At 38.4% G+C, this 22,622-nt stretch carries 20 protein-coding genes; 13 read left to right on the forward strand and 7 right to left on the reverse strand.

Features of this window, described 5'->3' with window-relative positions; all coding sequences use genetic code 11:
* Positions 1 to 123 precede the first annotated feature (123 nt).
* Genes CHU_RS17115 through pdeM form a run of 4 tightly spaced genes read left to right on the forward strand, consistent with a single transcriptional unit; the run spans position 124 to position 5,855 of the window.
* Complete coding sequence (locus CHU_RS17115; protein WP_011586863.1) at positions 124 to 1,173, forward strand: ligase-associated DNA damage response exonuclease; 1,050 nt, start codon at positions 124 to 126, stop codon at positions 1,171 to 1,173.
* Positions 1,157 to 2,773: an ATP-dependent DNA ligase gene (locus tag CHU_RS17120; protein ID WP_011586864.1), complete on the forward strand. Its 1,617-nt coding sequence runs from the start codon at positions 1,157 to 1,159 to the stop codon at positions 2,771 to 2,773. The genes CHU_RS17115 and CHU_RS17120 overlap by 17 nt, the downstream gene beginning before the upstream one ends.
* Entirely contained in the window at positions 2,770 to 5,211 is a 2,442-nt protein-coding gene (locus CHU_RS17125) for a ligase-associated DNA damage response DEXH box helicase (RefSeq protein WP_011586865.1), read from the forward strand. The genes CHU_RS17120 and CHU_RS17125 overlap by 4 nt, the downstream gene beginning before the upstream one ends.
* Positions 5,211 to 5,855: a ligase-associated DNA damage response endonuclease PdeM gene (pdeM, locus tag CHU_RS17130; RefSeq protein ID WP_011586866.1), complete on the forward strand. Its 645-nt coding sequence runs from the start codon at positions 5,211 to 5,213 to the stop codon at positions 5,853 to 5,855. The genes CHU_RS17125 and pdeM overlap by 1 nt, the downstream gene beginning before the upstream one ends.
* Positions 5,856 to 6,231: 376 nt before the next feature.
* On the opposite strand, the gene yiaA is transcribed toward pdeM, so the two are convergent.
* Positions 6,232 to 6,639, reverse strand: coding sequence for an inner membrane protein YiaA (gene yiaA, locus CHU_RS17135; protein WP_011586867.1), 408 nt, complete (start codon positions 6,637 to 6,639; stop codon positions 6,232 to 6,234).
* 302 nt (positions 6,640 to 6,941) lie between these two features.
* On the opposite strand from yiaA, the gene CHU_RS17140 reads away from it, so the two are divergent.
* The 3 genes from CHU_RS17140 (at position 6,942) to CHU_RS17150 (ending at position 10,275) form a co-directional block, all read left to right on the forward strand.
* On the forward strand, positions 6,942 to 7,505 hold the full coding sequence (locus tag CHU_RS17140; RefSeq protein WP_011586868.1) for a LemA family protein: 564 nt from the start codon (positions 6,942 to 6,944) through the stop codon (positions 7,503 to 7,505).
* 93 nt (positions 7,506 to 7,598) lie between these two features.
* Complete coding sequence (locus tag CHU_RS17145) at positions 7,599 to 8,408, forward strand: M48 family metallopeptidase (protein WP_202944119.1); 810 nt, start codon at positions 7,599 to 7,601, stop codon at positions 8,406 to 8,408.
* 124 nt (positions 8,409 to 8,532) lie between these two features.
* Positions 8,533 to 10,275 carry an ABC transporter ATP-binding protein gene (locus tag CHU_RS17150; protein ID WP_041932474.1) on the forward strand — a complete coding sequence of 581 codons (1,743 nt, stop codon included), beginning with the start codon at positions 8,533 to 8,535 and terminating at the stop codon, positions 10,273 to 10,275.
* An 82-nt stretch (positions 10,276 to 10,357) separates the two neighbouring features.
* Here CHU_RS17150 and CHU_RS17155 read toward each other — a convergent pair whose 3' ends face one another.
* The 4 genes from CHU_RS17155 to CHU_RS17170 form a co-directional block, all read right to left on the reverse strand.
* Positions 10,358 to 10,795, reverse strand: coding sequence for a PepSY-like domain-containing protein (locus tag CHU_RS17155; RefSeq protein WP_011586871.1), 438 nt, complete (start codon positions 10,793 to 10,795; stop codon positions 10,358 to 10,360).
* Positions 10,796 to 10,871: 76 nt separating this feature from the next.
* Entirely contained in the window at positions 10,872 to 11,678 is an 807-nt protein-coding gene (locus CHU_RS17160; RefSeq protein ID WP_011586872.1) for an HAEPLYID family protein, read from the reverse strand.
* A 60-nt stretch (positions 11,679 to 11,738) separates the two neighbouring features.
* Positions 11,739 to 12,998: a sensor histidine kinase gene (locus CHU_RS17165; RefSeq protein WP_011586873.1), complete on the reverse strand. Its 1,260-nt coding sequence runs from the start codon at positions 12,996 to 12,998 to the stop codon at positions 11,739 to 11,741.
* Positions 12,995 to 13,672, reverse strand: a complete 678-nt coding sequence (locus tag CHU_RS17170) for a response regulator transcription factor (protein WP_011586874.1) — start codon at positions 13,670 to 13,672, stop codon at positions 12,995 to 12,997. The genes CHU_RS17165 and CHU_RS17170 overlap by 4 nt, the downstream gene beginning before the upstream one ends.
* A 332-nt stretch (positions 13,673 to 14,004) precedes the next feature.
* Here CHU_RS17170 and CHU_RS17175 point away from each other — a divergent pair, with 332 nt between their 5' ends.
* Complete coding sequence (locus CHU_RS17175; protein ID WP_011586875.1) at positions 14,005 to 14,604, forward strand: PAS domain S-box protein; 600 nt, start codon at positions 14,005 to 14,007, stop codon at positions 14,602 to 14,604.
* Between the two features lie 97 nt (positions 14,605 to 14,701).
* Here the strand turns inward: CHU_RS17175 and CHU_RS17180 are convergent, their stop codons facing one another.
* Positions 14,702 to 16,219, reverse strand: coding sequence for an OmpA family protein (locus CHU_RS17180; protein ID WP_011586876.1), 1,518 nt, complete (start codon positions 16,217 to 16,219; stop codon positions 14,702 to 14,704).
* A gap of 81 nt (positions 16,220 to 16,300) precedes the next feature.
* Positions 16,301 to 16,810 carry a thiol peroxidase gene (gene tpx, locus CHU_RS17185; protein WP_011586877.1) on the reverse strand — a complete coding sequence of 170 codons (510 nt, stop codon included), beginning with the start codon at positions 16,808 to 16,810 and terminating at the stop codon, positions 16,301 to 16,303.
* A 362-nt stretch (positions 16,811 to 17,172) separates the two neighbouring features.
* Here tpx and CHU_RS17190 point away from each other — a divergent pair, with 362 nt between their 5' ends.
* From CHU_RS17190 to CHU_RS17210, 5 genes are all read left to right on the forward strand, one after another.
* Complete coding sequence (locus CHU_RS17190; RefSeq protein ID WP_011586879.1) at positions 17,173 to 18,135, forward strand: DUF4380 domain-containing protein; 963 nt, start codon at positions 17,173 to 17,175, stop codon at positions 18,133 to 18,135.
* 35 nt (positions 18,136 to 18,170) lie between these two features.
* Positions 18,171 to 19,511, forward strand: coding sequence for a sensor histidine kinase (locus CHU_RS17195; RefSeq protein ID WP_011586880.1), 1,341 nt, complete (start codon positions 18,171 to 18,173; stop codon positions 19,509 to 19,511).
* An 18-nt stretch (positions 19,512 to 19,529) separates the two neighbouring features.
* Positions 19,530 to 20,876: a sensor histidine kinase gene (locus CHU_RS17200; protein ID WP_011586881.1), complete on the forward strand. Its 1,347-nt coding sequence runs from the start codon at positions 19,530 to 19,532 to the stop codon at positions 20,874 to 20,876.
* Between the two features lie 343 nt (positions 20,877 to 21,219).
* Complete coding sequence (locus CHU_RS17205; protein WP_011586882.1) at positions 21,220 to 22,293, forward strand: hypothetical protein; 1,074 nt, start codon at positions 21,220 to 21,222, stop codon at positions 22,291 to 22,293.
* A gap of 33 nt (positions 22,294 to 22,326) precedes the next feature.
* On the forward strand, positions 22,327 to 22,533 hold the full coding sequence (locus tag CHU_RS17210; protein WP_011586883.1) for a hypothetical protein: 207 nt from the start codon (positions 22,327 to 22,329) through the stop codon (positions 22,531 to 22,533).
* The last annotated feature ends 89 nt before the right edge of the window (positions 22,534 to 22,622 follow it).

Here is a 22,622-nt window from a genome sequence, read left to right on the forward strand (position 1 = left end):
TTAAAACATTTACCCGGACAAAAAATCTTTTTCATGCATACCTAAAACAGTAGCATAATGACAAATTATTTCCGAAATTAATAGAAGGCTATATACAGAAGGCAGCCCAAAATTCTCTCAGCTATGTTATTAAAATTTGATCCGTACGGAATTTATTGTCCGCAGGCCGATGTATATATCGACCCCTGGCGGCCGGTAAAAAATGCCATTATTACGCATGCACATTCGGATCATGCGAAATGGGGAAATGAAAAGTATCTTTCTCATCATCTAAGCGTTCCGGTATTGAAATTCCGGTTAGGAGAAAACATACACGTACGCGGCGTAGAATACGGCGAAGAAATTCTCATGAACGGTGTTAAGATCAGTCTGCATCCCGCAGGACATATTCCGGGTTCAGCACAGATCCGCCTGGAATATAAAGGAGAAATATGGGTTGCGTCCGGAGATTATAAATTGCAGCAGGATCAGGTATCCGCCGCTTTTGAGCCCGTGCGTTGTCAGCATTTTGTAACAGAGTCGACCTTTGGCTTACCCGTATACCGGTTTCCTCAGGCAGAAGATACACACGCAGATATTAATACCTGGTGGCAGAAAAATAAAGAAGAAGGAAAGGCCAGTGTTATTATCGGTTATGCGTTGGGTAAAGCGCAGCGCATCATCAAACACCTGGACCCAGCCATCGGAACAATTTACACGCACGGCGCAGTAGATAATCTGAACCGTGTGTTAACTCAATGCGGATTGGAATTGCCGCCCACCATTCGGGTTGAAGGGGAAACGAATAAATCTTTATTCAAAGGAAATATAATTGTTGCGCCGCCGTCAGCAATCGGAACGCCCTGGCTCAAACGTTTTGATCCCTTCTCTGTAGCTATCTGCAGCGGCTGGATGCAGCTCCGCGGAACACGCCGCCGTAAAAGTGCCGATCGGGGATTTGTACTATCCGACCATGCCGATTGGGAAGGCTTGAATACTGCTGTAAAAGAAACCGGTGCAGAAAATGTATATGTAACACATGGTTATAAATCAGTGTTTGCAAAATGGCTGCGCGAAGAATCAAAACTGAATGCAGTAGAAGTAGATACTTTATACGAAGGTGAATCATTGAATGAAGGCGAAGTAAAAGAAGGCAGCAACGAAACCGAAGAGGAGCATGAAGAAGTTCGCTGAATTGTTTACGGAGCTGGATCAGACCACCAGGACAAATGCAAAAATAGATGCCCTGGCCGACTACTTTGCGGTGTCTGATGCAGCAGATGCTTTATGGGCTGTAGCTTTATTAACAGGGAAAAAACCAAAGCGTACCGTGAAGACTTCCGAATTGAAGCTCTGGTCCATGGAACTTTCCGGTGTAAACGAATGGCTGTTCGAAGAATCCTATCATGTAGTCGGTGATCTGGCAGAAACAATTACCTTATTGCTGCCCGCTGCTGAAACACAAGCCGATTATTCATTAAGTGGCATGATGGCCTTATTGAAAACGCTTGATACAAAAACAGAAGAACAGCGGAAGAATATTATTCAGGAAATCTGGATGCAGCTCAGCACAGCCGAACGGTTCGTGTTCAACAAACTTATTACCGGAAGTTTTCGCGTGGGCGTTTCTCAGCAACTGGTGATTAAGGCACTGGCAAAAAATTACAAGCTTGTTGAAAGCAACGTAGCACACCGCCTTATGGGTAACTGGCTTCCGGATACTTCAACGTTAGATAATTTATTATTCAATACAGATATACAAGAAGATCTTTCAAAACCGTATCCGTTTTATCTGGCTTATCAGCTGGATGTACCGGCGGAAACGCTGGGAGATATTACAGCGTGGCAGATCGAATATAAATACGACGGCATCCGCGGACAGATTATTGTGCGTCGCGGTGAACTATTTGTATGGTCCAGAGGAGAAGAACTGATGACGGATAAATTTCCGGAGTTTGAACGGTTAAAAGAAGCCTTACCCGACGGCACAGTGATTGACGGCGAGATTCTTCCGTTTAATGGAAATGAACCGATGCCGTTTCATATTATGCAGACACGCATCGGCAGGAAAAATCTTTCGAAAAAAAGTTTAGCAGATGCACCGCTTGCCATGATGTGTTATGACCTGCTGGAATATAAAGGCAATGATGTACGTCTGCTGCCGATGAGTGAACGCAGGGCCCTGCTGGAAAATTTACTGAAAGAACTGGCAGAAAAAAATTCAGCCGCGGCAGCGGTATTAAAATTATCGCCGGTGTTTGTGTGCAAAACAGTTGAAGAAATGGTTTTGTTACGGCTTGCATCACGCGACCGGATGTGCGAAGGCTTAATGCTGAAACACAAAGACAGTTTGTATGAAGCAGGCAGAAGAAGAGGCAAGTGGTGGAAATGGAAAATTGATCCGCTAACGGTTGATGGTGTACTGCTTTATGCACAGCGCGGCCATGGACGAAGAGCAGATCTGTATACCGATTATACGTTTGCGGTTTGGAGCGGAGAAGAACTTGTTCCGTTTGCCAAAGCCTATTCCGGGTTAACGGATAAAGAATTAGTAGAAGTAGATAACTGGGTAAAAAAGAATACCAAGGAAAAATTTGGTCCGGTACGAAGCGTTACACCGGAGCTGGTATTTGAAATTGCCTTTGAAGGAATTAATCCATCGCCGCGGCATAAATCCGGCGTGGCGCTGCGGTTCCCGCGGATTCTGCGCTGGCGGAAAGACAAGGGCATAAAAGATGCAAACAGTAAAGAAGATCTTTTGCATTTGATTCAGCAATTAAACCGTACGGCATGACACAAAAAGAAATACTTGCCTGGTTTAAAAATCAAAAATGGAAACCGCACCTGTTTCAGCAGGATACCTGGAAGGCCATGCTGGAAGGCTATTCCGGACTGGTTAATGCACCAACGGGAAGCGGTAAAACGTATTCTGTATGGTTTGGGATTTTGTTGGAATACCTGCAAAAACATCCCGATTATAAAACAAAAACAAAGCAAGGCCTGCAAGCGATCTGGATCACGCCGATCCGGGCGCTGGCCAAAGAGATTGAATATTCAACAAAACGTTCCTGCATAGATCTGGATATTCCCTTTGAAGTAGCCATACGCAGCGGGGATACGACTTCCGCACAAAAAACAAAACAGAAAAAAAACATGCCGCAGCTGCTGGTAACCACACCGGAAAGTTTGCACCTGTTGCTTTCACAAAAAGGCTATGCGGATGTATTTAAAAATCTGTCGACCGTAGTGGTAGATGAATGGCATGAACTGATCGGGTCTAAACGCGGTGTTCAGATGGAACTTGCCTTATCTCGGCTGAAAGGATTAAATCCGATGCTGAAGATCTGGGGAATCTCTGCAACCATAGGCAACCTGGAAGAAGCCAAGGATGTGCTGCTTGGTAAGTATGGAAACCCGACAAAGATGATCCGTGCAGAATTGCCGAAGCGGGTTGAGATCGAAACCGTATTTCCCGATAAAATCGAAAACTTTCCCTGGTCGGGTTTTGTAGGAACGAAGCTGGTACCCAAAGTAATACCGATCATACATAATAGTCATTCTGTTTTAATTTTTACCAATACCCGTTCACAATCTGAGATCTGGTACCGGCAGCTGCTGGACGTGGCGCCGGAATTTGCCGGGCTAATTGCACTGCACCACGGTTCCCTGGATCAGAAGACACGTACCTGGGTAGAAGATAACCTGCATGCAGGAAAATTAAAAGCGGTGATCTGTACATCCAGTTTAGACTTAGGTGTAGATTTCAGTGCAGTTGATACGGTAGTTCAGGTAGGAAGTCCCAAAGGAGTTGCGCGGTTTATGCAACGGGCGGGCAGGAGCGGCCACAGTCCGGGTGCGTTGAGTAAGATCTATTTTGTGCCGACCAATTCACTTGAGATCATTGAAGGCGCTGCTATGCGCGAAGCCATCAAACGCAATGTGGTAGAGAGCCGTGTTCCCTATGTCAGAAGCTTTGATGTGCTGGTACAATACCTGGTAACGCTGGCCGTATCGGATGGTTTCCGGCCGGAAATTATTTACGAAGAAATTAAAAAAACATTTTGTTATGCCAGTGTAACCCCGGAAGAATTTGCCTGGGCTCTGCAATTCATTACCAACGGGGGCAACTCACTTGATGCATACGACGAGTTTCATAAAGTAATTATTGAAGAAGGTATTTATAAAGTAACGAGCCGCGCCATTGCCACCAGGCACCGGCTTTCCATGGGTACCATCGTAAGCGATTCTGCCATGCAGGTGAAATACATGAGCGGGAAACGGCTGGGCAGTATTGAAGAAAGTTTCATTTCAAAATTAAAACCCGGAGACGTATTCTGGTTCTCCGGAAATAACCTGGAGATCGTACACATTCACCACATGGATGTGCTGGTACGGAAAAGTAAAGCAAAAAAAGGAATGATCCCGAGCTGGCAGGGCGGGCGTATGCCTTTGTCTTCTCAGCTTGCCGAAATGATCCGCTATAAGATCGATCATTTTTTTGATGCCGGTGCAATTGAAGAAGAAGAACTTAATAAACTAAAAGAACTGTTTGACCTGCAGGCGAAACGTTCGCACTTACCGACCAATAAAGAATTTCTGATCGAGTATGTACAGAGCCGCGAAGGATATCATGTATTTATGTATCCGTTTGAAGGCAGGTTTGTACACGAAGGAATGGCGGCGATTGTATCGCATAAAATTTCGGAAATCCAGCCTATAACGTTTTCGGTGGCGATGAATGATTATGGGTTTGAATTATTATCCGATCAGGAAATTCCGATTGAAGAAGCATTGGAGCTTGATCTGTTTAATATTGACAATCTGGAAAAAGAAATTCAGTTAAGTGTAAATGCAACTGAGATGGCGCGCCGCCGCTTCCGCGAAATTGCTTCTATCGCCGGACTGGTATTTCAGGGCTATCCCGGAAAATCTGCGAAGACACGGCACCTGCAGGCCAATGCCGAATTGTTTTTCAAAGTATTTGAACAATATGACAGCAATAATCTGTTATTGCGGCAGGCATATGATGAAGTGCTGGATTTTCAGTTAGAGATCCGCCGGATGCGTAAAGCCTATAACCGTATTAATGAGCAGAAGCTTGTACTGGTAAGGCCTGACAAACCAACACCGTTTGCATACCCGATCATGGTCGACCGCATGCGCGGGAAGTTCAGCAATGAAAAACTGGAGGACCGTTTATTTAAAATGAAAACACAACTGGAAAAAGAATAATGACCGGACAGCTACTGAATATTAACAACAATGTATTGGAATTGCTTCCACAAAAAGCTATTTACTGGCACGATACGCAAACGCTTATTGTAGCGGATATACATTTAGGAAAGGCTTCACACTTTCGCAAACACGGATTACCGATTCCGATGGAATCGGGTACGGATGATCTGCAGCAACTGGATGCATTGCTGAGCAGTTACCGGCCAAAACGTTTATTGATTTTAGGTGATTTGTTTCACAGCGATTATAATCAGGAGTGGGAATTTTTCGGTGCGCTGCGTAGAAAATATGCAAACATCACCTTTCAGTTGGTACGGGGAAATCACGATATCTTACAACAGCCACATTATGAAAAATATGATATTGAACTTCATAAAAAAACACTTAGTGAAAGTAGCTTTATTTTTGCGCACGATTTTGTAACCCTGCAAGAGCAGGAATTCTCCATCACGGGCCACATTCATCCGGGTTTTGTATTGCATGGGAAAGGAAGACAAAGCATAACACTGCCGTGCTTTTATAAAAAGAAAAATACGCTGATCATGCCTGCCTTCGGCCGGTTAACTGGTCTGGTGCACATGCCGCCAGCGGATGATGCTGAGATCTTTGTAATGACCGAAGAGGAAGTGCATCGGGTGTGAGTTAGAAAAATATTTCCATGATTTTTTTTAAACCGAAATGTTTTATAAGACCTTTCTCATCTTTCCAGGCATATAGATCAGAAAAATCAACACATCTAAACCGCGAGTTTATGAATGAAACATTTGGAAGCAGAGAAAAATGTATTGCTTTTCGTAAAACGAATTCCATTCCGGCAAAAATATTATTTGAAGAATAATCAACCTATAGTTACTGCTTGTGATAGAACTTGCCGCGGTGGATCATTTAGAGTAGTATAGAAGCAATTAATAAGCTTAAGACAGGACTCCAGCAAAATTTATCGGTAAGAAAAAACATCTCCAGGCTTTTCAAAACCCTGGAGGTGTTTTTAATTAAGTCGACTCGCAGAGATTTAATCTATTCCGCTGTATCTGACTTTTTAAAAGACTGATTGTCGCGGGTGTTTTTTTGCACGGTAATAACAGCAAAAAGTGCCAGCAAAAAAGAGAAGGCGTAAAAGCCCTTTTCACTGGGCAGGAGCGCGGCGTTCCATAAACCAACCCCAAGCAGCAGTATGGAAAGCAGACTTGAAAACCAGGCCAAACCAAAATAGATATCGGTTACCGGAACACCTTCCAGCCGGTCGCGTACCGCTTTTTGTAAAGATACTACGGAGAACAAACCGTACATAAGTACAGTAAAGTAATACCCTTTTTCACTCAACATCATATCTGACCGCCATAAGCCGATCAAATATCCGATCAATCCTGCTCCGAGCGCTACCCAGGATGCACCAATAAAAGCACTTGATGGTTTTTGATTCATAATTTAAAATTTGGTTAACGCGTAAACCTACAAATTATATCGATGCTTCAAAATAGATTTAATAAAAACTAACGTTTGTTAAGTATGCTTCGTGTATGAAAAAATCTGCATAAAATTTTTATATACAATAAAATAATTCAGCGGCTTCAGAAATATTCAATGAATACAAAGCATGAAATGCACGGATAAAAAGTCAAGAAAGTACTAGAGAATAATTAAAAACAGCATTTAATAATTTATGCTTTGTTTCTATTTCTTAAATACGTAATTTTTTGAAATCAAATCACTTAAAACGTATTGCAATGCTAGGTTTAATTTTATTGCTCGTACCCATCGCCTTAATTATTTTCTGGTTCATCGGAATTTATAATTCATTGATCGGACTTCGTAACCGCAGGGAGCAGGCATTTTCTGATATTGATGTACAGCTGAGACAACGCAGCGATCTTATTCCTCAACTGGTTGAAACCGTAAAAGGCTATGCCGGCCATGAAAGTAAAACACTTACAGATGTTATTGCTGCACGTAACAGTGTATTGAGCGCCCAATCGATTGATGAAAAAATAAAATCAGACAGCCAGCTTACCTCGGCATTGCAAGGCCTGCGTCTGACTGTAGAAGCCTATCCTGATTTGAAAGCAAATCAGAATTTTTTACATCTGCAGCAGGAGATAAGCGATATCGAAAATAAACTTGCAGCAGCGCGCCGTTTCTTTAATGCAGCAACCAAAGAATATAATACTTCGGTTGAATCATTTCCGAATAATATTATTGCGGGCAGGTATAATTTTAAAAAAGAATCTATGTACGACCTGGGTACAGAGAAAAGAAAAACGATGGAAGAACCGCCGGTAATTAAGTTTTAATTAAGGAAAAATAAACAGGTGAAATATATCGGTATTCAAAAACAAATTCGACGCAACAACAGAAAAACGCTGTTGTTGCTTTTTTTGTTTCCAATGATATTGATTGTATTATCTGTTATTATTTTGGGTTCGCTTGAGCTCTCGTTTTTATTTTTGTGTCTTTCAGCTGTATGGTTTGTGATTGCTTATTTTTTTCACAACAAAATGATTGAAGGGGCAACGGCATCTTATACGATGCCGCGAAAAGAAAATACACGGGTGTATAATTTGCTGGAAAATATGTGTATTTCGCAGGGAATGCAGATGCCGCAACTGAATATTATTGATGATGATTCATTAAATGCTTTTGCGAGCGGAATCAATCAAAAAACATTTACCATAACACTTTCAAAAGGAATTATTGAAAAATTAAATGACGAAGAACTGGAAGGTGTAATTGCACACGAACTTTCACACATCATAAACAGGGATGTACGCTTGCTGATTATTTCGATTGTGTTTGTCGGTATATTTTCTTTTATATCTGAAATGGCACTGCGCGGCAGATTTTTTGCAGGAAGACGCGACAACGATGGAAAAAGCAACCTGCCGGTTATATTACTTGTAATACTTGCTTCCGTTGTGGCATTTTTAATTGCGCGGCTGTTGCATTTTGCTATTTCGCGTAAACGTGAATACCTGGCAGACGCCGGTGCGGCAGAAATTACAAAGAAACCCTATGCGCTGGCTTCCGCCCTTCGAAAGATTTCCGAAGACCCATACATAGAATCTGTTACGAGAAGGGATGTAGCCCAGTTGTTTATGCATAATCCGCAATTCCGCGAAAGGAATATTTTTGGCTCACTGTTTTCCACACACCCGCCCATTGAGAAACGCATAGCACTTTTAGAACAGTTTGTGTAGAACACATATTAAACTGTTTTTATTCTATTCAGCCTATACAATAAAATCCTTCTCCATACGACTACAACATTAAAGCACATTTTGTGTTGTACCTTTGTCTCTGAATATACATTCTATATCTATAATGGAAAAAAAGAAAAATAAAGTAACACTTGCGCAGGTTTTCAAAACATTTATTTGGCCACGAAGAACAATCCTGTTGATCGGTTTAATCATGATTATTATAAGCCGGTTGGCCAGCCTTGTTTTACCGGGAGCCAGCAAATATTTACTGGATGATGTTGTGGCCAATAAAGACATCGATATGCTTTATACGCTGCTTTGGGTTGTTGGTTTATCGATTGCGGTAAATGCTGCCATGTCTTTTTTACTGACAAAACTATTAAGTGTGGAAGCACAATTGCTGATTTCAAAATTACGTGTGCAGGTGCAGCGTAAAATTCTGGGTTTACCCATCAGTTATTTCGATAATAATAAATCAGGCGCTTTGGTATCCCGGATCATGACGGATGTAGAAGGGGTACGAAACCTGATCGGTACGGGTTTGGTTCAGCTGATCGGAGGAACAATTACGTCGGTAATCGCGCTTATACTGCTGATAAAAATCAGTCCCGTTATGACGGTATATGTTTTGCTGCCGGTAGCTATTTTTGCGTTCATTGCGATGAAAGCATTCGGATACATCCGCCCGATCTTTAAAGAGCGGGGTATAATAAATGCAGATGTAACCGGCCGGTTAACGGAAACTTTAAACGGTGTCCGCATCATTAAAGGGTTTAACGCAGAAGAGCAGGAAAACAAAACGTTTGAAGCAGGTGTGGAACGCTTGTTTGATAATGTGAAAAAAAGTTTAACCTCTACGTCACTAATAACCAGCGCTTCGTTATTTCTCCTGGGTATGGCAACATTAGGTATCATGGGCATCGGCGGTTACTTAATGATTAAAGGTGAAATGACCAGCGGTGATTTTCTTTCGTTCACGTTATATCTTGGTTTTATGATTGCGCCGATCGTTCAGATGAGTAATATCGGAAGCCAGCTGACAGAGGCCTTTGCCGGCTTGGATCGTACGGAAGAAATCATGAATATGGACCCGGAAGAGGATACTGAAAAACGGAAAACGGTATTGAAGGAAATTAAAGGAGACGTTACCTTTGATGGTGTTTCGTTTGCGTATCAGGAAGGAAAAGAAGTATTACACGATGTAAGCTTTGATGCTCCTGCGGGAACGGTTACGGCGCTTGTTGGCACGTCAGGTTCAGGTAAATCAACCATTGCCGGTTTGGTTGCTACGTTCCTGAATCCTGAATCAGGAAAAATCACGATTGATGGAGTAGATTTATCCGAAGTTACGTTGAGCAGCTATCGCAAAAATTTAGGAGTGGTCTTACAGGATGATTTTCTGTTTGAAGGAACGATCAGAGAAAACATTTTATTTCCACGGCCAAATGCAACCGAAGAACAACTGCTCAATGCCGTGAAAGCAGGGTATGTAAATGAATTTACAGACCGTTTTGAAAAAGGGCTGGACACATTAATTGGAGAGCGTGGCGTTAAATTATCAGGCGGGCAGCGTCAGCGGATTGCAATAGCACGTGCGATACTGGCAGATCCTAAAATTATTATTCTGGATGAAGCAACCTCAAATCTTGATACGCAAAGCGAATCGCTGATCCAGCAGAGCTTAGCTGAGTTAATGAAAGGCAGGACAACATTTGTGATTGCACACAGGTTAAGCACGATCAGGCAGGCTAACCAGATTCTGGTAATTGAAAACGGAAAAATTGCCGAACAGGGAAGCCATGCAGAATTGATTGCAAAAGAAGGACGGTATTATGAACTGCATACATACCAGGCAAGAATTTAATACGTTGTAAAAAATCCAAATTTCAAAAACAAATTACAGTGCGCACGGTTCGTGTATGTTGTACGAACCGCGCGCTTTTTTATTAGTCCATTTTGTTTTCTTCAATTTTTCCATCGGCACTGAAAGTTACTTTACGTTCTTCTGCGCCTTTTTCAACATCAACTTTATAACGTACTGTATTTCCCACTTCAATTTTTTTAGCATCATCCACTTTATAACCGCTGAAGTTTTTCTGAATGGAAGCGGTAACAGCCGATGGAAGATCGCTTACAGCTATTTCCTGTTTGTGTTTAACAATTTTTCCGGTACTGTCTAAATAAACACTGTGGTCCATATTTTTAATTTCGAATTCTGCTTCGTACAATCCTCTTTTTAATTCCCACTCAACAACAGATTGCTGCGGAAATTTTTGCTGAAAGGCATTTACAACAACAGCCGGTACATCTTTCTGAGCAATATCCTGTGCATACGAAACACAGCCTGTGCTCATAACTAAAAACAATATAGATAGCTTTTTCATAAATTTTTTTTGGTTTGGTTATATTACAAATAAATACATTAAAACAGGAAACAATTGGGAACAGAAATTTATTGTATTATTTTCTTTTGGGTTCATAAATAAATCTGAAAAATACAGATGGTTCATAAGCCTGGTTGATTGGTATGGCTGTTACAAGGCCAACAGCGATTGAAGAAGAAACGTTATATTTTATCTGGGGATGCAGAATTGTTGAATAGCTGTCATTCAAATACACATGATTTAATTCCGCACCGGCAAAATTCTTTTTTAAGAATGCATAAAACATGCTTGCATGTACCTGATATCCCAGGGAATTTGCAGTTGAAGAAAACATCTGCTCATAAAGTGGTCCGGCGATAAGCATGGTATGCATATTTGCCCCCCATTTTTTTGCTGTAATTAAAAACGGACTGTATAAATTTCCTTTGGCTAATTTATTTTCATTGCTTAGTGTTTTAAAAGAATGAAACAGAAATTGATTGGTATATGCTACAGCCATGGATAACTTCTTTTCAGGAGAAACTAAAAAGGTGTATTGCGCAGATACTTTTATTCCTTCCATTCTGTTTTTAGGATTGAGCGCAGGATTTGTATTTTCAAACGGCAGCACCTGATAAAATGCAAGCGGCACTTCAACTTCCATGTCGAAGCGATTGAACAAAGCAAATTCGTATTCTATAAAACTGCCGTACGAAATATATTGATTGTTTTTTTGAATACTGCCGCCAACATTTAATTCCTGTTCGCCGCGCCTTGCACCAAGGTCACGGATCAGGTCCATGTATAACGGTTCGGCATGGCTTACTTTAGGTAAAACAGGATTCTGCGCCAGTACAGAATACATGCTTATAATACAGATAATAAAAGATAGGAGTTGTTTCATGATTCCTGAATTTTCAGTCAAATTAAAAACTGAATCAGGAAAGAATTGGGAAATAAAATATTAAAACCCGATTTTAATTTTATGCATTCCCTGATAGGAATAAAAGATCTTGAATTTATATTTGTCGGCAATTGTTTTTACAATAGCGAGCCCGAGACCGGTAGTGTTTTTTTCAGCGGAATTTTTATAAAAGCGCATAAAAATATTTTTTTCATCAAGCGCGGTATCCCCGGAGTTTTGAATGGTTACCGCATGCGCTTCAGTAATAATTTGTACAGAACCATTTGCCGGCGTATGCACAATGGCATTTTTAATTAAATTGCTTAATAAAACATCTGCCAGATCTTTATTCATTTTTACAGAAACATCCGCTTGGTTAACATATTTAAGAGAAATATTTTTAAAGGAAGCCAGATCTGAAAAATCAGTTGTTAAGCGCTCACAAATTTCAGCAATCGAAATCTGTGCTTCATCGGTAAATTGTTTGTTTTCAATTTTAGATAGTAATAGTAAGGATTTATTTAAACGCGTCAGGCGATGCAGATTTTCGATTGCAGAAGCTACCATGGACAGATCAGATTCTGAAAGATCATTTTTTTCTGCCAGCAGCTCCAGCTTGTTAATACTTATAGCAAGAGGTGTCTGTAATTCATGCGAAGCATTTTCTATAAATTGTTTTTGACTGTTATAGAGTTCTATATTCTTTTTTAGAAGATCAGAAATGGCAGTATTCAACAGTTTAAACTCATGTACATTTGTTTGCGGAGTATTGAAGTTGCTGGAATGTAAACTGAAGCTTTCCAGCTGCTTCAATAAACCATAAAATGGTTTCCAGATTTTTTTTAATAAAACAGTATTAACAATAAAAATACTGATCAGTAAAATGATATAGAGCCAGATGAGTGAATAAAAAAGATCTTCGATAAGATCATCTTCCTCAACCATAGATGAAATGATGCGTAATTCATAATAATCGGAATGGTTTATTGTAAAAACAGTTTTTAGTAAACGCACGGTTTCCAGATCGTCTTCGTTAAGCATATACATGCTTGTATCTTTAAACACATCTTTTCTTTTATGTATTTCCAGATCGGTAATTTTACGGATGGCATAATTGCTTTCATCAAAAGATGTTTTTTGAAGAATAGAAGAATCTTTATGTGCCTTTTGAATAATGAGCAGTTTGTAATTTTCAAGGTTATCATCGATACTATCGTACACTTCATCGAGCATCTGGAAATAAAACGTGGCCGCCCAAACACTAATGATGAAAAAAAGTGCAACAGATATGTAGAGTAATGTATAGTTGTGTAACCTCATAAAGCGATAAGCTTATAACCAATGCCGTAAACTGCCTGAATTTCGATTGCAGCTTGTTGATCCTTTAATTTTTTACGCAGATTTTTTATTTGCGAATAAATGAATTCAAAATCATCTGATTCATCGGTAAAGTCGCCCCATACATGTTCGGCTAAAGAAGTTTTATTTATGAGCCTGTTTTTGTTTACCATAAAATAAGCCAGCACGTCAAACTCTTTTCTGTTCAGTGCAATAGGTTCATTGTTTATAAACGCAACGCGGTCTTCAAACTGAATCTTAACATTGTTGATCTCGAGTTCATTTTTCCCCTTCAATGTTTTTCTCCTAAGCACAGATTTAACGCGTGCTGTTAGTTCCGCAATATGAAAGGGCTTGATTAAATAATCATCCGCACCAAGATTAAGTCCTGCAACTTTATCTTCAATAGAATTTTTTGCTGAAATAATAATGACGTTACTTGCTTTGTCAAGCCGTTTCAATTCTTTTAAAATATCAAAACCACTTCCATCGGGCAGCATAATATCAAGTAAAATACAATCGTAATCAAACGAAATAATTTTGTCCAAAGCGCTCTGATACGTGGTTGCTGATTCTACAACATACAATTCCTTTTCGAGTGTTTCCTGAACTATTTCCTGCATGGAAACTTCATCTTCGATCACTAAAATTTTCATGATTCAATTAACAGTTTAATTCTGTAAAGAATTGGGAATTAAAGCAATTAACAAAGGTTAATTCACATCATTTTTAATTTTATTGAAAAAAACTTCACAAAAGCACATTTTATATATTTTATTCAACAAGCTGAATTTACATAATACCTGTCAAATAGAAATAGTATTTGAAAGTAAAAATTTCGCAGAATTATTTTTAATTTCAATCTATAAACCAGCTATTTTTTGATCTTATTCAGGTCACATACGTTACAATGAAATAATCACGATAAGCATTGTATTTATTGTAACAGCACGGCTGGCATGCAATCACGCTAAATGGAAAAGAACGTATGACAGGAGAATTATCTGAAAGCAGAAATCAGGAAACAACACTTGATAATCTTATAGAGGGGTTTCAACTAATAAGTTTTGATTGGAAGTACTTGTATGTGAATGACGCTGTCATAAAGCATAGTAAGTATTCCAAAGAAGAATTACTTGGCTATACGATGATGGAAAAATATCCGGGTATTGAAAAAACGCCGATGTTTGATCTGTTAAAAGTTTGTATGCGCGAACGCAAAGCAGATTATTTTGAAAATGAATTTACATATCCCGACAATTCTAAAGGCTGGTTTGAATTGCGGATACAGCCAGTTTCAGAAGGGTTGTTTATACTATCCATTGATATCACAGAACGTAAAAAAATTGAAGAAAACAGAATTGAATATATTAACGGCCTGGAAAAAATGCTGTTCATGACATCGCACCGGGTACGTCAGCCAATTACACAAATCATGGGAATGTCTTCACTATTAAATACAACAAAAAGTACACGCGAAGACCTGTTACAGATTACCGATTACATGAAACAGTCCGTTGAATCACTGGATTCTTTCACCAAAGAATTAACAACGTATATGAATAGCCTGCACGATCGGTTCAAGTAGGGGCAACTTTTTACGGTTGCCGATATTTTGGCAACCGTAAAGCTCTGTAATTGTAAAGGGTAGTAACCGTAAAGATGCGTAAGCGTAACCGTTGCCCCTACATGGTTATAATGCGGAGTTCAACACGTCTGTTGTATTTTCTGGTTTGTTCACCATCATTGCTGGCCACAGGATATTTGCTTCCGTAACCAACACTTTTAATGCGGTCGGCGCTGATGCCTTTGCTTACCAGATATTTTTTTGCAGATTCAACACGATTTTTTGACAACTCCATATTTTTTTTCGCACTGCCCACATTATCCGTATGTCCTGAAAGCTCGATGATCATACCCGGATACTGATTCATTACTGTAACTAATTGATCAAGCGCTGGTAGCGAAGAAGATAGCAGCTCATAGCTGGTACGTTCAAAAAGCACATTGTGCAGCAAAATGTTTGTACCTGAAGATAGTTTTGATAACTCAATGATACGTGTGGCATACAGCGCCTTTTGTTCGGCAGCAGTAATCACAAATGTATCAAGTGTTGGATAGTAGGAAGGCAGAAATGTTTTGACAATAACATAAGGTGCTACAGAAATATCGGTACTATATAATCCTTCTTTTGAAATCACACTTACAGATGTTGCCTGCGAATAAATATCAATATGCCCATCAATAGGTTTTGTAGAACTTTTATCAATGATTTCGATCATTACATTAAGCTTGGGCTCTGTTTTTACCGGTTCTTTTTTAACAATACCTGCCGCGGCAATTGCATCGTTGCTGCATGCATACGGCGTACTTTGCAGTTTAGAAAATTCCCAGTAACCAAACTTTGTTGTATCAGTGCCATACCCCCAGATGCCGTTCATCTTTGTTCCTTCTTTATTCAATACAAGTAAACACCAACCAGAAAGTTTCTCATCGTCGTTTTGCTTCCAGGCGAATGTGTATGTTTTCCGGCTAACCTGTGTCAGATATATTTCTCCGTTTTTCCATTTGTAGCAGCCATATATGGTTCCGTTTGCAACTTTATTAATACTTACCCAATCAAAGTTGGTATTCCAAACACCTGTGATAGAAGCAGCAGTAACACCAGGTGTAACAAATGTGCCCCATGCTTCAAACTCCATTAACTCCGTCCATTGCAGGTTTCCGTAGTTTGATAAAATGGTAAGTTTAATCCAGCGGGCTTTTACGGGCGCAATATCAAAGGAATTGTATTTATTTTCTTCCAGCAGATACGTTGCTGCAGGCAGAAAGCCAGACTTGGCCGAGGTCATTGAATATTCAACTTTAATATCTTTGGCACTGATGTTTTTATATTCTTTCTGGCAAAATGTATTGAATGCAAAATTGCTGATCAGAAAATCTTCCGATAATTCAAAGACAAATACATACGGCACTTTGGATGTTGCGCCCGAACACCAGCCAGTAGCAGCGTTTTGATCCAGTAAACCAAAAACCGACCAATCATTTATTTTAGCAGCATATGGTGTAGGTGTAAAAAATGTAGAAGGTTTTTGTATAATGCTGCAACCGTTTTTTAACGCCAGGGCATTAATTTTATTCGCATGACCAAATGAAACGGATAAAAGAAATATAAAAAGAAAACCTATTTGCTTGCGTATCATGAATCGAATGTTTGCTGTAAAATAAAAAAAAAGAGTCGCATTTGCGACTCTTTACAATATAATAAGATAAGCGGTCAGAATCTATTTTAATGATTCGATTGCTTTTAATACGTGCTCATAATCAGGTTCAGAAGCAATTTCAGGAACCAATTCGGTATAGCGAACCACATTGTCTTGATCCACAACAATAATAGCACGTGCGGAAAGGCCTTTTAACGGTCCTTCCAAAATTTCAGTATTGTATTTTTGAACAAACTCAGATCCTCTGAAATCAGATCCGCTTGTTACATTTGCAATACCTTCTGTTTCACAAAAACGTTTCATGGCAAAAGGCAGATCTTTGGAAATAACCAACCCTTTAACACCTGTGGAAGCAGCAAGCTTCTGGTTGAACTGTCTTGTTTCAAGAGCACACACACTTGTATCTAAACTTGGAACGGCAATAATAACTTTTACAACTTTGCCTTCACCATATAATGTACCTTCAGACAAATCTGTTTTTACGAATGTGAAGTCAGGTGCAGTATTTCCAATGCTTGGCAGATCACCTTTGATGGTTGTTGCGTTTCCTTTTAATGTTACTTTAGTCATGATATAAATTAATTACGATGAGATGATAAACACATATAACATATCAATAAAGCACGTTATGTTTTATGCTCTAAGCTATTCCAATTTATGCAATAGTTATGAGGAAAACAGATGGATGTATAAAATTAATCAGGCGGCAGATGTGAAAGAAATTATTGGAAGGCTGATTGTAAAAAAACAATACCAATAACAGCTACAACCAGCGCTGCTGCTACCGTAGATCAGGTAGTAACCCAATAAAATGCAGGTCGGTATGTACCTTCTTTATACACAAATAGTCTTGCGTAAGGTTTCCTTTTGGTGTTTTTTCATGTAAATTTCCATTTGAAAGAGTTATTAATCAATAAATTAAGAAATTTCTTATGAAAATAAAGTACCTATTCCCATCTGTTATAATTTTTGGAACAGTATTCTTTTCCTGTACAGAAACTAAAACGGTAGAAAATGCGGAAACAAAAGACACAATAAAAAATGCAACGGTTCAAATCGCAGCTATTGGTGACAGCGCGTACACACTTGCTTTTGGTGATATACAGGCATTGATTGATTATAAAAACGGCGGAAGATTAGAAGCGTTTTCGTTAAGCGGAACAAATATTTTATCCGGCAAAACAGTTAATGCCGGAAACTGGGGAACATCTATGTGGCCTAGTCCGCAACGCGCATGGGGATGGCCGCCTTCACAACAATTAGACAATCTGGCGTATACCGTTTTACAGGATTCCGGAGCGGTGGTATTAAAAAGTCAAAAAGATCCGAAACAGGGATTTGTATTTACAAAGGCATACAGCATTGACACAAAAGACACATCGTTAATTATAACCTATACAATTTTAAACGATACAACAGTTGCACAAAAAGTTGCTGGCTGGGAAATTTCAAGAGTAGCACCGGGCGGCTTAACATTCTATCCATCCGGCGACGAGGCTAAACGCGGACAGCTGGCACCGTTAACCAAAGATACATTAGGTGTTACCTGGTTTGAATATAAAGCCGCAACAATTCCGTCCGGTGTGCCTAAATTATTGGCAGACGGAAAAGAAGGCTGGCTTGCACAGGCAAAAGGTGCGCTATTATTAGTAAAAACATTTGAAGATGTAGCAACAGGGAAATATGCACCGGAAGAAGGTGAAATTGAATTATATGCGAACCCGGATCACAGCTACATTGAAATTGAACAGCAAGGTACGTATGTTCAATTAAAAGCCGGAGAAACATTAACATACGTTGTTAGATATAAACTTGTAAAAATACCGTTGGAATTAGCGCTTATAGCAGGCAATTCTGAATTGTTGAAAATTACACGTAGCGTAGTGAAAAGGTAATATGCTTATCAGAAGCACTGCAGCTTCATGTATGTATGAATAAAATTTTTTCACCAAAAATACTTACGGAAAACAGCATAGACGCAAAGCGCAATTTCATTGCTAAAGTGACAATTGCGCTTTGCTTTGTATTAAGTGTTGGCTTTTCGATTGTATTTTTTATACAAAAGATTTATCCTTTAAATATTATTTTTGCATTTTTCTCTATTGTATATGTGATTGCATGGTCCATGTACGAGCTTAAAAACCCGCTGGCCGCAAAGGTTATGCTATATAGTGCAATGCTGGCGCAGGTTTTTTTTATGGCAATTGTGTTAGGTGTTTTCGTTGAGATTAAAGTGTTCTTTATACCAATCGCAATTGTGCCCTTATTGATTTTTTCAAAAAAAGAGAAAGTGCCAATGTACGCACTGCTGATCCTCACAGCAGTCAATATTGTTATGATCAATACATTTGTTCACCGGATTTATGGTCCGGAACAGATTTATTCATTTGAAACATACAGAAATATAAATAATGCATTCGACATAACATCGATGCTTTGTATGGTTATCCTTGCCTTTTTATTCCTTCAACTGACTGAAGCCGGAGAGATAGAATTAATAGATGCGAATAAAGCTCTGTCAAAACAAAAGGAAGTAGAACTTCAAAATAATTTTTTATTAAAACGGGCAAAGGAAGACCAGGAGCGAATGAATCTTATGAAAGATCATTTGTTCCGCATCATCTCTCACGATCTGAGAAGCCCGATAAACACAATCCATGGGTTAACAGAATTATTGATCAGTAAAAAATTATCAAGAGAAGAAGAAACCGTTATAACGGAACAATTAAAAAAATCTACCGACAGCACCAATCAGTTGCTGGACAATTTACTAAGCTGGTCTGCATTTCAGATTAATAATGCCTCGAAGCCTAACATTGTAGAGGTTAACATTAAAGAACTCATCAACGACATCTTTAAGCAGCTTGATGTAAAGCTTACGCAAAAAAATATTTCGATTATTGAAAAAATAGATCACACTATTTTTATTCAGGCAGACTCAAGCATGCTTGAAATCGTTATCCGGAATATTATTTCAAATGCTATAAAATTCAGCTATCAGGAACAGGTTATTCATGTGCATGCGGAAATTGCTGATAGAGATTTAGTTATTCAGGTTAAAGATTCAGGTATTGGTATGCCGAAAGAAATACTGGACAAACTTTTTACAAATGATAAATCTGTAAGCAGGGCAGGCACGTATAACGAAAAAGGATCAGGGATTGGCTTGCTGCTGTGCAAAAATCTCCTTGAAAACTGCGGCGGAAAAATCGAAGCTAAAAGTATCCCCAAACAGCAAACGATATTTACCATTAAGCTCCCAATGAATTAATCATTAAAACGTAAAAATTTGCTACTAGAACTGTTTTTAAAAGGCATTAATTCAAAAATCGAATCCATCGATGCAAAACGTATTTACTTTGTAAATGTTTTGTCTTTGTTATGTTTGTTTACATCCATAGCAATTGTCATTCCTTACATAATACTTAACCTGCACGTGCTTGCCGGAGTGTGCGTGATTTTTTCTGCCGGTTATGTAATCAGCTTTAATTTTAATGCACGGGGTTTGTATAGTGTTGCCAAATCATTTTTATTTTCAACAATAGCCATAAACATCTTTGCCTTATCGGTAATCTTCGGAAGCAGAATAAATATGACTGTTTTTTATATTCCGTTAGTGGTAATTTTGTTTTTGCTATTTGACAAAGAACACAGAGCTGCATTTTTTGTTTCAATCATTGTTGTAATAGCTATGTGTATACTGGGCTTTGTGATGAATAATTTTACCGTGAGTTCTTTAATGGTTTTAGAAGAAACAGAGATTTTTATTATTAATACGATATTCAGCGGAGTGTCGTTGTTTGGTACATTATTCGTTTGTTATGTATTTATTTTTTCTTCAGAACTGCTGCTAAAGGGTTTGGCAAAAAAAAATGAACGCTTGCAGCAGGAGCGTAATGCACTCTATGAATCTACCATTCAATTAAATAAGACAGCACAAGAGCAGGAAGACCTGAATACGTTAAAAAATAAATTGTTATCCATCATTTCGCATGATGTGCGCCAGCCGGTAAACAATCTGTTGAGTCTTTCAGAAATTATGCTTCAGGCAAAAATATCAGAAGAAGAAATTCAGCTGCTTGGGTTACGGTTAAAGGAAACATCTATTTATGTATATCAAATGCTGGACAATCTCCTTACCTGGTCCTATTCTCAAATGAATGGCTTACATCCTGAGCCTATAAAACTGATTCTGAAAGAGGATATTGAAAAGGAACTGAAGAACCTCTCGTATTTAATAGATCAAAAGAAAATCCATATTGAATTAAACGTGAACGATGCTGACCACATTCAATTTGATAAAGTAATGTTTCAGATCGTATTTAGAAACATTGTGAGCAACGCAATAAAATTTTCTCAGGCAGAAGGCCGTATTAGAATTAACACAGAAAAAGCAGACAATAAAATTGCCTTATCAATAAGTGATGATGGGATTGGTATTCCAAAGGAAATTATGGAAAAGCTTTTTGTAAATAATTTCTCTAAAAACAGATTTGGCACACAAAATGAAAAAGGGGCAGGTATTGGTTTGATGTTGTGCAAACAGCTGATGGATGCAAACAATTCAGAAATAAAGGTTAAATCCAATTTGGGCAAAGGCTGTACGTTTGTACTTATTTTTCCTGCAGGCTCTTAAAATGCCAACCCATTTTTAGTAAAGAGCATAAAACCGATTGGTTTTTTACTCAACGTGAATCTCGCCGGATACGGTTTCTCAAGTAGTAAGAAAAAAAATTGGAATGCGCAGACATGAATTTTAAAGATACCTTATTTATAATATTTGAATTAATTTAATATAACTGACTGAAATTAAATGAAATAATAGCAAGTGGTATGTTAACCTATATACACAACATGTAATTTTTGTAACAATAGCCTAAAATCCTGTAATGTATTAGCCGCTCAAACTCCGCACTTTTACAACACTCTAATGGAAGATTAATTCCTGTAGACCATACTACTAATAAAAGAATTGTGTTATGAGAAAGTTGAGAAATAAAAGCAACGCTAAAAGCGAGCAGGATGTTATAAAAACATTTTCAACAACCCAAGCTACAGATGTTATAAATGCCGCCCCGCAAAAAGCGGCAGCATTGCACACATCAAATGCTGTATTAACATATAAAACAATACCGGCATATAATAAGCAGTCGGCTGATTACACAAATCAATCTTTTGCAGAGTATAGCTTCAACCAGATCAAAACGCTGACTACCGATTTCGGGTTCAAGCAGAATATCAACGATACAGATTTAAATATTTACGCATTGGATGATAATGCTACCGCATTGGTTATCATGTGTGAACATTATGAATTAACAAGAGAAAAAACAGATCTTGAACTGATAGACATTTACTTGAATTTCATTCAATATTGCCTGCAGCCTAATGGCTATTTTTTCAAATATGTAGATATAGAAAAGAAATTTACAGACGAAAACAACGGTGTAAATTTAGCAGATACAACAGGTTGTGCTATCTGGGCTCTTGGATACTTAATATCTAAGAAGAAAATGCTTCCTGCAGAAACAGTAGAGAAAGCCGAAGCAATGTTTGTAGAAGCATTAGCCGGCATTAAAAAAATACATTCCGTTAATGCTATTGCGTATATTATTAAAGGTTTGCACTACCGCAATACGCGCAACGAAACAATTGAAGGCGTTTGGTTAATCAAACAATACGCAAATATATTGGTGAACTTGTATAAAGATGTAGAAAACAATAACTGGAAATGGTTTCAAAGTACTATATCCTTATCAAGCAGCCAGATATCAGAAGCATTGCTTTGCGCATGGCTGTCAACAGGTGAGCCTGCTTACAAACAAATATCAAAAACATCATTTGATTTCCTTTTGTCAAAAGTTTTCAAAAACGATGATTCCGCATCTTTTTTACAGGAAGAAAAAATGTTTGAAGGTAAAAAATCAACGGAAGTAAACACCTTGATTTTTGCTTTAAATACCTTCCACAAAGTTTTTAAAGATGATGAGTATCTGGTTAAAATAAAACGTTCTGCAGAATGGCTTGAATGGAATAAATTCATGTCTATCTAAGAAAAATCTTTCTATTAACAACTAATTTTATATATGAGAAATGCAGGAATTTTAGTGATCATTATCGGAGCTCTTATGATCGCATATACAGGCTTTAATATTATCACAAAGGAAAAAGTAGTAGATGTTGGTCCGATTGAAATCAACAAAGAAGAAAAACATCCCGTACAATGGTCACCAATTGTTGGCGTAATTTTAGTAATTGGCGGAATCGCTATGGTTGCAATGAATAAAAAATAATAAACATACGATATTCTTTATAATATGCCTTGTCACAGTTAATTTTGAGACAAGGTTTATTATTTATACCCCAAAAATATTTATATTTA

It is taken from the genome of Cytophaga hutchinsonii ATCC 33406 (assembly GCF_000014145.1).
In the GTDB taxonomy this organism is placed as follows: Bacteria; Bacteroidota; Bacteroidia; order Cytophagales; family Cytophagaceae; genus Cytophaga; species Cytophaga hutchinsonii.